The organism is Nonlabens sp., assembly GCF_051251825.1.
In the GTDB taxonomy this organism is placed as follows: domain Bacteria; phylum Bacteroidota; class Bacteroidia; order Flavobacteriales; family Flavobacteriaceae; genus Nonlabens.
The window spans coordinates 108,943-123,541 of the sequence record NZ_JBPOGG010000002.1 but is presented as its reverse complement, the minus strand read 5'-3'; the positions used below and the strand labels follow the sequence as shown (position 1 = coordinate 123,541).

Annotated in this window: 12 protein-coding genes; 7 read left to right on the top strand and 5 right to left on the bottom strand. The window is 37.0% G+C overall.

The window, feature by feature from the left end:
• Window positions 1-90: 90 nt before the first annotated feature.
• The 7 genes from ACSHWW_RS03070 to ACSHWW_RS03040 all read left to right on the top strand — a co-directional run bounded on the left by ACSHWW_RS03070 (window position 91) and on the right by ACSHWW_RS03040 (window position 8,483).
• Window positions 91-2,796 carry a carboxypeptidase regulatory-like domain-containing protein gene (locus ACSHWW_RS03070; protein ID WP_435680946.1) on the top strand — a complete coding sequence of 902 codons (2,706 nt, stop codon included), beginning with the start codon at window positions 91-93 and terminating at the stop codon, window positions 2,794-2,796.
• Between the two features lie 136 nt (window positions 2,797-2,932).
• Complete coding sequence (gene hemW / locus ACSHWW_RS03065; RefSeq protein WP_435680945.1) at window positions 2,933-4,072, top strand: radical SAM family heme chaperone HemW; 1,140 nt, start codon at window positions 2,933-2,935, stop codon at window positions 4,070-4,072.
• A gap of 10 nt (window positions 4,073-4,082) precedes the next feature.
• Window positions 4,083-4,904: a DUF6624 domain-containing protein gene (locus tag ACSHWW_RS03060; protein ID WP_435680944.1), complete on the top strand. Its 822-nt coding sequence runs from the start codon at window positions 4,083-4,085 to the stop codon at window positions 4,902-4,904.
• Between the two features lies 1 nt (window position 4,905).
• The gene (locus ACSHWW_RS03055) at window positions 4,906-5,706 is read left to right on the top strand and encodes a cyclase family protein (RefSeq protein WP_435680943.1); all 801 of its coding nucleotides are present in this window, start codon (window positions 4,906-4,908) and stop codon (window positions 5,704-5,706) included.
• 9 nt (window positions 5,707-5,715) lie between these two features.
• Window positions 5,716-6,336 (top strand): DUF4230 domain-containing protein, encoded by a 621-nt coding sequence (locus ACSHWW_RS03050; RefSeq protein WP_435680942.1) that lies wholly within the window; start codon window positions 5,716-5,718, stop codon window positions 6,334-6,336.
• Entirely contained in the window at window positions 6,336-6,704 is a 369-nt protein-coding gene (locus ACSHWW_RS03045) for an MmcQ/YjbR family DNA-binding protein (protein ID WP_435680941.1), read from the top strand. The genes ACSHWW_RS03050 and ACSHWW_RS03045 overlap by 1 nt, the downstream gene beginning before the upstream one ends.
• The gene (locus ACSHWW_RS03040) at window positions 6,705-8,483 is read left to right on the top strand and encodes a MutS-related protein (RefSeq protein WP_435680940.1); all 1,779 of its coding nucleotides are present in this window, start codon (window positions 6,705-6,707) and stop codon (window positions 8,481-8,483) included.
• Window positions 8,484-8,532: 49 nt separating this feature from the next.
• Here the strand turns inward: ACSHWW_RS03040 and ACSHWW_RS03035 are convergent, their stop codons facing one another.
• From ACSHWW_RS03035 to ACSHWW_RS03015, 5 genes are all read right to left on the bottom strand, one after another.
• Window positions 8,533-9,633, bottom strand: coding sequence for a DUF4407 domain-containing protein (locus tag ACSHWW_RS03035; RefSeq protein ID WP_435680939.1), 1,101 nt, complete (start codon window positions 9,631-9,633; stop codon window positions 8,533-8,535).
• 66 nt (window positions 9,634-9,699) lie between these two features.
• The gene (locus tag ACSHWW_RS03030) at window positions 9,700-11,199 is read right to left on the bottom strand and encodes a M56 family metallopeptidase (RefSeq protein WP_435680938.1); all 1,500 of its coding nucleotides are present in this window, start codon (window positions 11,197-11,199) and stop codon (window positions 9,700-9,702) included.
• A gap of 2 nt (window positions 11,200-11,201) precedes the next feature.
• Entirely contained in the window at window positions 11,202-11,567 is a 366-nt protein-coding gene (locus ACSHWW_RS03025) for a BlaI/MecI/CopY family transcriptional regulator (protein ID WP_435680937.1), read from the bottom strand.
• A gap of 133 nt (window positions 11,568-11,700) precedes the next feature.
• Window positions 11,701-12,948: a DoxX family protein gene (locus tag ACSHWW_RS03020; RefSeq protein ID WP_435680936.1), complete on the bottom strand. Its 1,248-nt coding sequence runs from the start codon at window positions 12,946-12,948 to the stop codon at window positions 11,701-11,703.
• Window positions 12,949-13,110: 162 nt separating this feature from the next.
• Complete coding sequence (locus ACSHWW_RS03015; RefSeq protein WP_435680935.1) at window positions 13,111-14,496, bottom strand: dipeptidase; 1,386 nt, start codon at window positions 14,494-14,496, stop codon at window positions 13,111-13,113.
• Window positions 14,497-14,599: the final 103 nt, after the last annotated feature.

Sequence of the window (14,599 nt, the reverse complement as noted above, 5' to 3'; positions counted from 1 at the left end):
TTTCTAATTACAATTAATGCGAGACCAACCATCTCGCATTTCTTCAACCAAAAAAATGAATTTCTTCAACAGAAGAATTATTTAAAGACTATGAAAAAGAATATACTCTTACTAGCTGTTGCATTGCTATGTTTAACCACAGCAGTAGCGCAAAATATTACCATTACTGGAACTGTAGTGGACAGTTTAGGGACACCGCTTCAAATGGCAAACGTGATTGCTTATCAACAAGATAAGAATTTAGGAGCTTTTGGTATTACTAACCAGAATGGAAAATATAAACTTGAAGGACTTAAAAAAGATAGTACTTATACGGTGAAGGTTTCATTTTTAGGCTTGAAACAAATCGAGGAAAAGGTAGAAAATGTACAAACAGATCTAGTGAAAAACTTCATCATGTTTGCTGGTGCAGACGAGCTGGATGCGGTAAACCTTACTTATCAAATGCCTGTTTCCATAAAAGGTGATACCATAGTCTATGATGCAGATAGTTTTACAAATGGTACTGAAGATAAACTAGGTGACGTTCTTAAAAAGTTGCCAGGTGTTGAGGTGAATGATGATGGTGATATAACCGTTGAAGGTCAAGTAGTAGAGAAAGTCCAAGTAGAAGGAAAAGATTTCTTTGAAGGAGATTCCAGACTGGCTACAAAAAACATTCCTGCAGACGCTGTAAGTAAAGTACAAGTACTTAAAAATTACAACAATCAAAGTCAGTTAAAAGGACTAGGTAACGATCAGGATCGCTATGTGATTAATATAAAACTGAAAGAAGGAAAGAAGAAATTCTGGTTTGGTGAGGCTACAGTAGGTGCAGGTTATGGTGGTAATGCAGAGCGTTATCTCATACAGCCCAAAGCCTTTTATTACAGTGAAGATTTCTCAGTAAATATCTTAACTGATTTTAATAACCTAGGTGTTCCTGCATTTACGGGAAGAGATTTTAGAAGGTTTACCGGTTTTGGCCGTAGAGATACCCGACAGAATAATGCTTCTATAAATGTAAGTCAGGCGAGCTCATTTAATGGATCATCAACTAACAATGCTCTTTCAATAGACAGTAAATTTTTAGCTGGTAATGCATCATGGAAAGTGAGCGATAAATTAGATATGAGCGCATTTGCCATTCTTTCTAGTACAGATACACGTACACGACAATTGAGAAGCAATACTTTTATAGATAGTGGACTTGTAGAAAACACTGACAATCAATCTGAAGAGCGCAGTGAAATAGGTTTGTTCAAATTAGGTGCAGAGTATAATCCTAATTCTGATTTATCTATAAATTACGACGGTCGCTTTAACATCACAAATGAAGGTGAGCTTACAGACTTTACATCGAGCCGTTCAGGACTAGTAGAAGATATAGCACAAGAGAATAAGCAGAGTCCAGTATCTTATAATCAATCTTTAAATGCATATTATACCGCTGGAGAAAAACACATTTTCGCGTTTGAATCGCAATTTTTAAATCAAACAGAAGATCCATTTTACAATGCGATACGAAATATAAGAGGACAACAAGATCCAGAGCCTTTTAACGGTGCGCTAGGTCTGGACGTGGCAGATCCTTATGACATCAATCAAGAACGTTTTATAAATACTAATAAGATAGATGCTAAGCTAGATTACTTTTATGTATTGAATAAAAAAAGTAATATCAACTTCACAGTAGGAACTACCGTTTCTCAACAAAATTTTGACTCTGATATTTTTCAAATTACAAATGATGGATTGAGAAATGAATTACAAGATCCTACTTTTAGAAATGACGATGTTCAATATAACTTTACAGACGTATTTGCTGCTGTTCATTATAAGTTCATTACTGGTAAATTCACTATTACTCCAGGTGTGACTGCGCACAATTTTAGAACTTTAGATCTTCAAAATGATGTAGAAAATATAATTGAAACACAAAGAATAGTGCCAGATCTTGAGGTGCGTTATGAAATTAAAAGCTCCCAAAATTTAAGATTGAACTACTCTCAAAACGTAACTTTTGCTGATATTAATAGTTATGCCGAAGGTTTAATCTTTAGAAACTACAATAGTTTAAATGGTGGTAACAATCAACTAGAAGGAGCGACAAATGATAACCTGAGATTATCCTACAGCAATTTTAATATGTTTAGCCGTACTACTATGTTTGGTAATGTATCTTATACTAAAAGACGTGATGCTATTCAATCTCAAGTACAACTTGATGGAATCAACCAGATCAGTGCACCTATCAACTCCTTATTACCTAATGAGTCTGTAAATGCATTCTTTAGATATGGAAAAGAAATAAAAAACATTCAGTTTAGTGTAGATGGAAATGGATTCTGGACCAGTAATAATAACATCATTAATGGGGTGGAGCAAGAATCAACCAACCTTAACTACAGTTACGGTATATCTGCTCGATCAAATTTCCAAAAAGGAATCAACTTTGATCTAGGTTACAATCGCAGTATTAACAATAGTGATAACGGAGCTTTTGAAGTTAACGGAACGACAAATCGTTATAATGCTGGAATCGACTGGCAACTAGGTAAAAGATGGTTATTAAGAGCAGACTATGATTTTAATGATTTTTCTAGTGACAATGGACAAGAAAACACCTTTGAATTTTTTGACGCATCCATCCGCTATCAAAAGCCTGATTCAAGATGGCAGTATTCTTTAATTGCAACGAACCTGTTAAATGCAGACGTTAATGTAAATAACAGCTTCGGTCAGATAGCAACGTCTACAACACAAACTTTTGTATTACCACGTTACATCTATTTCCAGATGAGATTTGACTTGTAAGAATTCGATAGTTACATAAGTAATATTCAAAAGGCTTCTCCGCTACCATGCGTGGAAGCCTTTTTTTCAATTAAATGATTTGGAAGTTTTCCATTCCTTTTGATTTTGATTTTGTTTTTAGTTTTAAGTTTGTTTCATGAGCGGTATTTATATCCACATTCCTTTTTGCAAACAAGCCTGTCATTACTGCGATTTTCACTTCAGTACAAACATGAAGTATAAAGATGATATCGTAGCAGCGCTGTGTGAAGAAATCCGCTTACGCAAAAACGAATACGAAACAACCACTGTGCAAACCATTTACTTCGGTGGTGGAACACCTAGTGTGCTCGAGCTCGACCAGATCAATAAAATTATCGATGCTGTTTACGAGCATTATCAAGTCACCGAAGATCCAGAAATCACGCTAGAAGCAAATCCAGATGATTTAACGAGAGAGAAGTTGGAGCAATTGAATGAAACACCTATAAACAGATTAAGTATAGGAATACAATCGTTCTTTGAAGAAGATTTAAAGTTGATGAACCGTGCTCATAATGCTCAAGAAGCACTTTCTTGTATCGTACAAGCGCAAACCTATTTTGATAATATCTCTATAGACTTAATTTATGGGATTCCTGGAATGTCCACAGATCGCTGGAGAGAGAATATTTATAAAGCTATAGATTTAAAAATACCACATATATCTAGTTATGCTTTAACTGTGGAAGATAATACCGCACTTAAATCATTTATAGAAAAAGGACTCATTCCTAAAGTAGATGATGAGCTTGCTCAAGAACATTTTCATATTCTACTAGATGCGATGCAATTGCACAGTTATAGCAATTACGAGTTTTCAAACTTTGGAAAAGAAGGCTACTTTTCACAAAACAATACAGCATACTGGACCGGTAAAAGTTATATAGGAATAGGACCCAGCGCACACAGTTTTGATGGGAAACGTCGTGGCTGGAATATTAATAATAACGTAAAGTATCTCAAAGCAATTCAAGCAGGTGAATTACCTATGGAAGTAGAAGAGTTAACCACCGTGGACCGGTATAATGAATACATCATGACCGGTTTGCGCACTATTTACGGAGTTTCTTTGGAGAAAATTGAAAACGATTATGGGGCTCATTTTAAAACCTATGTTTTAGATCAAGCCGCTGAGTATTTAAAAGACCATTTATTATATTTAGATGGTGATCAACTATTTGTTACTCGCAAAGGAAAGTTTTTAAGTGATGGAATTGCCAGTGAATTATTTATGTTGAATTTAAATTCAGATTAAGAATCAAACTATGAAAATATATCAATTACTTCTTATCATTTGCGTGACATTATTCATGAGCAGTTGTAAAAAACAACCAGAACTCACAGCTATATCCTACGATCAAATGGTAGAGATGTTAGAAAATCGTGATATCACCATTCCTAAGGACGTTCCTTATTATAGTCTTGAAGGAAAACAACTAAGTGGAAAAGAAAAAATCGACCTCGCAAACGATTTACCTTTTGCAGACTGGTTTATTAATAAAGACAGTGTGCTCGTTAAAGTCCAATTGCAAGACTCAGAAAAAGTCCGTATTGCACAAAAAACAACACCATTACTTGAGAACGGATCTCGAGACATCGATTGTAAAAGGTTAGATAAGTTATTAAGAAAGGTTTACGTGAGAGATCAAGATGCCAGAGCAGACAATCTCAAAATTGCCGAAATAGACGAAAGCAATCTTACTATCATCGAGCAAGTTCTAGAAAAATGTGGAATGCCCACTAAAGAAAGTGCTGGAGAACTAGGCCATAGCGCTATATGGTTAGTTATTCAACACGCCAGCGCAGAGAAGCGCAAACAGTATTTTCCAATGCTTCTAGAAGCTGCCGAAAATGGATTGCTAGAACCACAAGATGTTGCGCTCATGCAGGACCGCATGCTCATGGATGACGGGAAACCACAACTTTATGGATCACAAGTAATGATGAATGATGATGGTACTTATGAGCTATATGAGCTACAAGAACCAGAACGAGTAGATGCACGACGCAAGAAAATGGGAATGGGAGAACTCAACGATTACTTAAGTTTCTTTAAGATAAAATTTGACGTTCTTCAAAAGGATTAATATGAAAAAGCTATTTATATTAACCATATTTATCATCATTTCTTGCACCACAAAGCCCACTTTTATGCAAACTACCATACAACTAGAAAACGAAACAGTAACCATAGATTTATCGCAACCAGAGGACATCAGTCTAGCGGTGCAAAATGAGGCTGGAGTAGGCGCATGGTACATCGATCAGCCACAAATTAAGCACGTTGAGGTAGATGGATACGTGGGAAATGTGAAACTAGGTGGCTCTACAAATTTTAATAACGTGCATTTTAATCCGCATAGTCATGGGACGCATACTGAGTGCATCGGACATATTACTGAAGAATTCCATAGCGTTAATAAAGCACTAGAAAAAACCTTTTTTAAAGCACAATTATTTACGGTAAAACCAGATAAGCAAGGAGAAGATCAAGTGATAACACCACAGCATTTTCAGGACTTGAATACTGGAGTTGAGGCTGTCATCATCCGCACGTTGCCTAACGGAGAGCAAAAAAGCTCTAAGAATTATTCTAACACAAATCCACCATTTATACTAGAAGAAACGATGATACGCTTTCGCGAAAGCGGAATCAAACACGTCCTCATTGATCTACCTAGCGTGGATAAAGAAAAAGATAATGGTGCGTTACTGGCGCATAAAGCGTTTTGGGATTTTAATGGAACCCAGCGACTGGACGCAACAATTACTGAGTTGATTTATGTTCCCGATACCACTGCAGATGGATTGTACATGATGGATTTACAAGTCGCACCACTGGAAAATGATGCTGCGCCGTCGAGACCGATTCTGTATCAAATATTGTAAATTTGAATTATGGAATTATTATTTATAGGACTTGCTGCTGGAGCTGTGATTGCTTTTTTTATTTTCAGAGCAGTGATGGGCAAAATGGGCAAAAAGGAAAACACTAAGGAACAAAGTGTGGTTCTCATGGAAAAAATACGCTCCGTGTGTAAATTTATCACTGTAGAAGGAGATTTTGCAGAAATTTATCATTACGAGAACGTAAAAGAGAAATTAATGAGTTTGCTGCTGGGAAAAAAGAAAGCTATTATTCTTATTAATGCCAAAGCACATATAGGTTTTGATCTCACAAAAATTGTCATGGATAGCGACCCAAAGGCAAAAACCATAAGGCTGACTAACTTCCCGCAACCACAAGTATTGAGCATAGAAACGGACTTTAATTATTATGATAAAACCGAAGGCTGGGCAAACTATTTTACAAGTGATGATTTAACTGAGATTTCTAGAAATGCAAAACAGCACATCATAGATAAAATTCCAGAAAGTGGTTTAATGCAACAGGCAAGTAAAGAGGCATTGCAAACTATTCAAATGATGGAAGGACTCGCAGCAACCATAGGCTGGAAACTAGATTATTCTTCACTTATTCTTAATGAAGCGCCAGCTCCTAAGAAAATAGAGGCCTAATGCACATCGACGAGCTTAGAGATTATTGTCTTTCTAAAAAAGCCGTGACTGAGGAGTTTCCTTTTGATGAGGTAACACTAGTCTTTAAAGTTATGGGTAAGATGTTTTGCCTTGCAGGACTGGAACGCTGGGAACGTGGAGAACCTAGTGTGAATTTAAAATGTGATCCACAAACAGCACTGGAACTAAGAGAACAATATGACGGAACGGTTATAGGTGGTTTCCATAGCAATAAAAAGCACTGGAATACCATATTCACAGATCGCGATATGGATACTCAGGAACTTAAAAAATGGATAGACCACAGCTATGATTTAGTGGTGGCAAAATTAACAAGAGCTCAAAAAGAGGACCTTAAAAACTTATAATTGAAAACCGACTTACATTCATTTTATACCGAGCGCGCAGAGCGATTCAAGCAACAAAGAGATACGATTAAAAATCAGTTGCGATTATCTAGCACGATACGATTAGTGTTATTTCTAGCTGGAGCAGCAGGAATTTATTTTTTATGGTCGCAATGGCAGGTTGCCGCTATGATTGCAGTGGGTACTTTTGCAGGGTTTTTATTTCTAGTTTCTAGACACGAGAATTTACGCAGAAAAAGGGATTTTCAACAAGCCTTACTCGATCGCAATGAGTTGGAATTGAAAATGATTCATAGAGATTTTCACGATAGACCACACGGCTCAGAATTTTTAGAGGATGATCATGAGTATAGCAGAGATATTGATTTATTTGGTGCTGGTTCTTTCTTTCAATATGTGAATCGTAGTGTGACTAAAGATGGTGTTTCTACACTTGCAAATCAGTTCTTATCAAATGATTTTAAGAACATTACTGAAAAGCAAGAAGCTATAAAAGAACTGTCTCAAAAAGTAGATTTCAGACATAACTACGGAGCAACGGCAACCTTGCTTAATAATGAAAAGAATCCTAAAGCTATGCTCGCTTGGGTTAAAGGTTATGAAACTTTTGTTCCTCAATTATTCTCATGGTTACCTTGGGTTTGGTTTATAGCTTCTATACTTCTAGGAGTTGCATATTTCAATGATGTTGTGAATGGTTATGTATTTGCTGCATCGTTTTTTGGTGGACTGGCGATTACTGGAAAGTATGTAAAACGCATTACTTCTTTTAGTGCAAACATTTCAACCTTGGAACTATTTTTCCAGCAATACAGCCAGTTGATTCTCGCTATTGAAAATGAGAGTTTTGAAAGTGAACTACTTAAAGAATTCAAATCTAGAATCATGGTAGGTGATGATCCAGCGTCACAACGTTTTCAAGAATTAGCTCGTGCCATAGGAAGATTGGACCAGCGCAATAATATGTTGTTTGGAGTACTGGCAAACGGTTTTGGGCTTTGGGATTTAAAACAAGTTCATACTATTGAGAAATGGTTGCAACATAATGCGGCACATATTGAAAACTGGCTTGAAGCAGTAGCGCAAATAGATGCTATGAATTCGCTTGGGAATTTTGCCTACAATCATGCCGATTATATCTATCCGACGATTGAATCTGGCGATTTTAAAATGAACGTTGTAGATGCAAAACACCCATTACTCGATCCAGTAAAAGCAGTAGGAAACGATATCAACATCTCAAGTGGAGAATTCTTTATTATTACAGGAGCAAACATGGCTGGAAAAAGTACGTTCTTGAGAACAGTTTCTATGAACATAGTCATGGCAAATGCTGGTTTGCCAGTCTGGGCGCAATCTATGGTGTATAGTCCTATTAAGCTCATCACCAGCATGCGTACCAGCGACTCACTAACAGATGATGAGAGTTACTTTTTCAGTGAATTAAAGCGCTTAAAATACATCGTAGATAAAATAGAAACCGAACGCTATTTCATAGTACTCGACGAAATCTTAAAAGGAACAAACAGTCAAGATAAAGCAAATGGTTCTAGAAAACTCATCGAGAAACTTTCTAGAAAACATGCCACAGGAATTATCGCCACACACGATTTAAGCCTCACTGAAGTGGCCAATGAATACGACAGCATCTCTAACTACTTCTTTGATGCAGACATCACAAACGACGAGCTTACCTTTGACTACACATTTAAAAACGGAATCGCTACTAATATGAACGCGAGCTTCCTATTAAGAAAAATGGGTATTGTGGATGAGTAAGCTATCCAAGCAAATTTAAATTTAAGCTTAAATTTAAGTTTAAATTTTTCTACCCCAAAATCCCTTTCTGTTTTTTATAAAATGCATCAGCTTGTTGTTGCATGAGTTCTCGGGCCATTTTTTTCTTGTAGGCATAGAGTGCTTCTTCCTCGGCAATATCGGCATAGACTCGGTTATTGAGTGTTTTGTCTGTTTGAACTAGAATTTCTTGTTGTGCTTTTTGTTGCGTCACCCATGATTTTACAAGGTCTTCACGCTCAGCAAGTTTGAAGTCGTACTCGCCTCGTGGTGCAAGAACTTTGGCGATGATAGGTGAAGTTTCTACGGCCAGAAATAGTAAGAAAATAAAGAAAGAGGTGAGAAACGGTAGTTTGTTCAAGGCCTCAATGCGTGCCATGAGTCCATCAAAGTTGTCTATAATAGGTTGTGATGCTGCTAGTTGTGTGGCCTCATTTTGTTGCAAAGCTGCGATTTGCGATTCTATGCCTGCGATTTTTTCGGCATTTGTGGCTTTTAAAGTATTGAGGTCAGCTAGTGCGGCGTCGTGTTTGTCGCGTTTCTCTTTATATACGGGACCTTTTCCTAGTTTGTTGGTTCCTGAGGTTCCTTCGGCTTCGGTAATGTAAGTGTTGTAGAGTTGGTTGACTTCGGCTTCTTTGGTTTGGACTTCTGTTTTTAGTTCTTGTATCGCTTTCGCGAAAGCGTTCTCCTCAACCGCATACAGCTGTGCTACCTGTTCCTGATTCTCAAGTGTTAACTGGTTCTTTTCCTCTAGTAAAACTTGATCAATTTCCTTCTCAAAAATCTTTAATTCGAGTGGTTTAGAAATCACTACAGCAATGATGATAGCAAGAATAATACGTGGTGTTGCTTGCCAGATTTCGTTGATTTTACGGTCACTTTTCTTGAGCGTAGAAACGATGTAACGGTCCAGATTAAAGATTAATAAACCCCAAACAAAACCAAATGCTGTAGCAATCAAATAACTATCAAAAACCGTGTATAACGCATAACTAGCGGCAAAAAAAGCCATAAGTGCTGTAAAGAAAACCGTGGCGCCTATACCAGCATATTTAGTGCGCTCACCAGCGCTACAATTATCGAGTATATCTGTGTCTGCACCGCTGCAGGTTATGAAGAAGGATTGCATATGGATTGAGTTAGGTTCTTTCTAATAACGCAATAATTCTCAGATTGTTACGGGATGGACTAGATTTTAATTCTTAATCGTTGCCGGTGGCGGCGGTGGCGGTAAATCACTTTGTTCTACTTGAATAACTTTTTTGCCTTTAATATCAATTATATTTCCATCGTGATCATAAAAATTATGATCATCTTCTTTGGTTGTATAGGAATATACTCTTCCATCTACTTGCATATAACCTTTAGCCATTAGAGGTGCTGGCGGCGGTGGCGGTGGCAAGGTTTCTTTGTTTTCTTCAGTTTCTATAATTTTAATGGACATAATACCTTTGTCATCTGGGCTGATCTCAACACCGTTTTGTCCATATTTTTCTATGATGTGGATTGCAGTGCTTGCCGCAATTTGATCTTCTCTTAAGTAGTAGTTGAGTTCATCCTTATGAGCGTTTATATATTCAATCGCACTTGTTGCTGATTCAAATTCTTCTACAATTTCAGTTTCTTCTTCTGTTACTGCAAACACTACATATCCTTGACTTTCAAAATCTTGTAATTTCCCGAAACGATTAAAAATCTGAACTTGATCTCCTTTTACCGTATAAGCATAAGTAGAATCTTTAATGGTAATGTATCCTTTTTCAGTACTACCGTCTACGATGATTTGTTTTTGATTAGTAGGTTCTTCAACAACTTCTATAATCTCTTCTATTTCTTGAAATTCTGTTTCCTCCTTACCACAACTTATTATAAGTAGTGCAAGAACTGGAATAAGGGCAAGGCTTCTTAAAAGCAAACTGGTGTGCGAGGTTTGAGTTTTCATAATGCGGAATCTTTTTTTGATGATAGGAAAATTAAAAGTGTTTGCCAGTGCAGTGCTATGGCTTTGTTGCGTGTAATTGAGTAGAGTTTCTTGATACGCTATGGTGTCCATTCCTTGCTCAATCACTGCTTTATCTGCCAGGAACTCGTGATTGAGTTTAATGGAATAACGGATAATATAAAGTAAGGGATTAAACCAAAAGATGATTAACAACAGCTCAATAAATAGAATGTCCAAAGAGTGCTTCTGATCCAAATGAGCTTTCTCATGCTCCAGAACAGCACTAGGAATTTGATCATTTTCAAATTCTTTACGAGCCACAAAAATGCGTTGTAAGAAAGAATGTGGAACAGTAAATACTTTGCGCAATACGAGCTGGTAGTTGCTGTATGAACTCACTTCGTCTTCATCCTGTAAGCGGAATGCCGTTAGATTTTTAATAAATCGCCAAAGCATAACGAGCAAGCCCATTACATAAACTACCCAAAAAATATTGGTCCAATCCAATTGAAATTTTTGCTGGTTCATTATGTCTGTTACTATTGGTGAACTCGCAAAAGCAACCATAGGACTATTTTCTACAGGAATAACTATGGTCTCCACCACTATAAAAGGAATGACAATAGATATAACTATGGCTACAAGTAAATAATATCTTTTCCAGTGGTGCCATGAAGTGTTTTCAAGCGCTATTTTGTAGAACAACCAAAGCACAAATAGACAGGCAGAGCTGTTGATTAAGAAATGTTCCATGGCTATTTCTTTTTAATTTGTTGATCGATGATAGCGCGTAATTCTTCCAGTTCTTTTTTGCTTAAATCTGTTTCTTTAGTAAAAAAGGAAGCAAACTGTGAGGAACTGTCATTGAAGAAATTCTTAATCAAACCGTTCACATGTTTTGAGAAATAAGCTGTTTTTTCAACAAGTGGGAAATACTGTCTACTCTTACCAAAAAGCTCATAACCTACAAAACCTTTATCGGTCATGCGTTTTAATAGAGTTGCTATGGTTGTGGTGGCAGGTTTAGGTTCTGGATACTCATCTAGTAAATCTTTCATAAAAGCTTTTTCCAGCTTCCATAAGTGACTCATGAGTTCTTCTTCGGTTTTAGACAGTTTCATGCTCTACAATATTAGAATTGACTCTACAAATGTAGAACAATAATTGAATTCTACAAGTGTAGAGGTGAATAAATTGAAAAATAAAGCTAAAATAAAATGAAAGAGGTATCCGGTTTTTAATTTTGCGTACTGCCTACTTATTGAACGGACTCTCATTTACCCAATGAAATCCTCGGTTAGTGAGTGTAAAATCTTTAAGGTCTTTGGCTTTTAAATGAATCTCGAGACTATCAGATTCTAGAATTCCTTTAAAATGTAATTGAAGACTGTCTTTTTTAATGAACTTAAAGTTGTCAATTACTTCATCATCATTTCGTTTGTAAATAGAAATGTTAGTTCTCAAACTATCAACTTTAAAATGGTATGCTGCGATACTATCATTCATGTATTTAACGTTGGATCGATCTTTAGTCTCCATGACTATATAACGCCATCGTTGTGAAGCGGTTGTTAACGGTGGAATGGTATCACCATTTTTAATGAAGGTTTCCACTTCCCATATTCCGTAGAATTCGTCTTTAAAATTGTCTTTAGATTGTTCTAAATAAATAGCGCCGCGTAATACGCTTACACCCAAAACGATGATGATTAGGCTTACTATTTTAATAATACGTATTGCTCTATCATATTCTGGTTTTATGGGTCTATAATCCTCTGGAAGTAAATTTTTAGATCTACTAAAAAAGGCAAATAAAATGCGTTTTCCATCACTTAAAAAAAGCACTAATCCCATAATAGCAAGATGAATAGAAAAAATTTTTACAGGAATATCAAAACTCAAATTCATAACGGCCACATGCGTCATAATACCTATAACCATTAAAGCTCCCAGAGATTGTGTGCGTCTCGATACTAATAATATTCCAGCAAGAACTTCTAGAATACCAGTAAATACCTGAAACCATGGATTGAATCCCATATAAGTCCACGCCAGTCCCATAGGAGACATATCGCCCAATGGTTGCATCAACTCAAGTAAGGAAGGTTCATTAAATTGTACTAGAAAAACTTTGGCAAATCCATAGACCATCATAAAGAAGGCGAGGAATATGCGTAAAATAATGCGAAACCAATAGAACAACTTATTATAAGAAACACGTTTGCGATCAACTACTGACCAAATTAAAGTGCCCACAACAGCCATAAACAATTGCAACACCACTGAAAGCCACGACATCGTATCATCTCCACTACCCGTGGACTCCAGTGATAATCTTCCCGTAGATTCAAAGATGTTTTCTCCCATCCACACAAGTAATGGGCTGAATAGAAACCGCGTAGGCATCAAGAATATAAAACCTACGAGGAATAAGAAGATAAATCTAAACGTAATCCTTCTTCCTAGTGACCATTGAGGTACATGTTCTTGAGTGAATAGCATATGAGTCGGTTAGTAATTTATTAGACTATAAAGCTATTGAAAAGTTACAAGATGGTGTAATCACGCTTTCGCGAAAGCGGAAACAAAAAAATCCCACTCGGTAAAGAATGGGATGATTGTGGTATAGATGCTGAAATAAATTCAGCATGACAAACTTAATTATTACTTACTCATCGCTGTATAGTGCTTGTAAAAATGAGGAATGGTTTCAATTCCTTTCAAGTAATTCCAGATTCCGAAATGCTCGTTAGGCGAGTGGATCGCGTCGCTGTCCAAACCGAATCCCATTAAAATAGATTTAGAATTCAATTCCTTTTCAAAAAGAGCAACAATAGGAATGGAGCCACCACTGCGCTGCGGAATAGGTGTTTTACCAAAGGTGTCCTCATAAGCCGCACTTGCCGCTTTGTAACCCAAACTGTCGATAGGAGTGACATAAGCCGTTCCACCATGATGAGGTTTCACCTTGACTTTTACACTTGGTGGAGCGATGCTTTCAAAATGTTTCTGGAACAATTCTGTGATTTCATGCCAGTTTTGATCAGGAACGAGACGCATAGATATTTTTGCAAATGCTTTACTAGCGATCACAGTTTTAGCTCCTTCACCTGTATATCCACCCCAAATTCCGTTTACGTCCAGTGTAGGACGTATGCTGTTGCGCTCATTTGTTGTATATCCTTTTTCGCCGTGTTCTTGAGCAATGTCAAGAGCTTTATTATATGCTTCTTGGGAGAAAGGCGCTTTGGCCATTTCGGCACGTTCTGCAGTGCTTAGTTCTTCTACCTTATCATAGAAACCTGGAATAGTAATATGATTATTCTCATCGTGCAGTTGTGCAATCATATCACATAAAATATTGATAGGGTTTGCCACGGCACCACCGTAAAGACCAGAATGTAAATCGCGATTAGGTCCAGTAACTTCTACTTCTACGTAGCTCAAGCCGCGCAGTCCTGTAGTGATGCTAGGTACATCTTTAGCAATCATTCCTGTGTCTGATATAAGAATTACATCGTTAGCTAGTTTTTCACGGTTACGTTCTAGGAACCAGCCTAGAGACTCGCTTCCTACTTCTTCTTCACCTTCAATCATGAATTTCACGTTACAAGGCAAATCATTATTTGCGGTCATGTATTCCATCGCTTTCACGTGCATGTACATCTGTCCTTTATCATCACAGGCGCCACGAGCAAAAATCGCTCCGTCGGGATGCAAATCAGTTTTCTTAATAACTGGCTCAAATGGTGGGCTGTCCCAAAGCTCTACAGGATCTGGCGGCTGGACGTCATAATGTCCGTAAACCAGTACGGTAGGTAGATTAGGGTCAATGATTTTTTCTCCGTAGACAATAGGGTAACCTGGCGTTTCACAAATTTCTACGTGATCGCATCCGGCATCTTCTAGAGATTTTTTAATAACCTCACTGGTTTTAATCACATCATTTTTATAGGCAGGATCTGCGCTTATGGAAGGGATTTTGAGTAGGTCTATGAGTTCATTTATGAAGCGATCTTTATGTTGATCGACATATGCTTTGGTGTTCATTTTAAAAGTATTTAAGGTAAAGATAAGAAAGGAGTATTTTTTATTTGATAAAGAATTTGTAATATCTCAAAAGTATGTATATTTGCCGTCCCAAATAGGGATT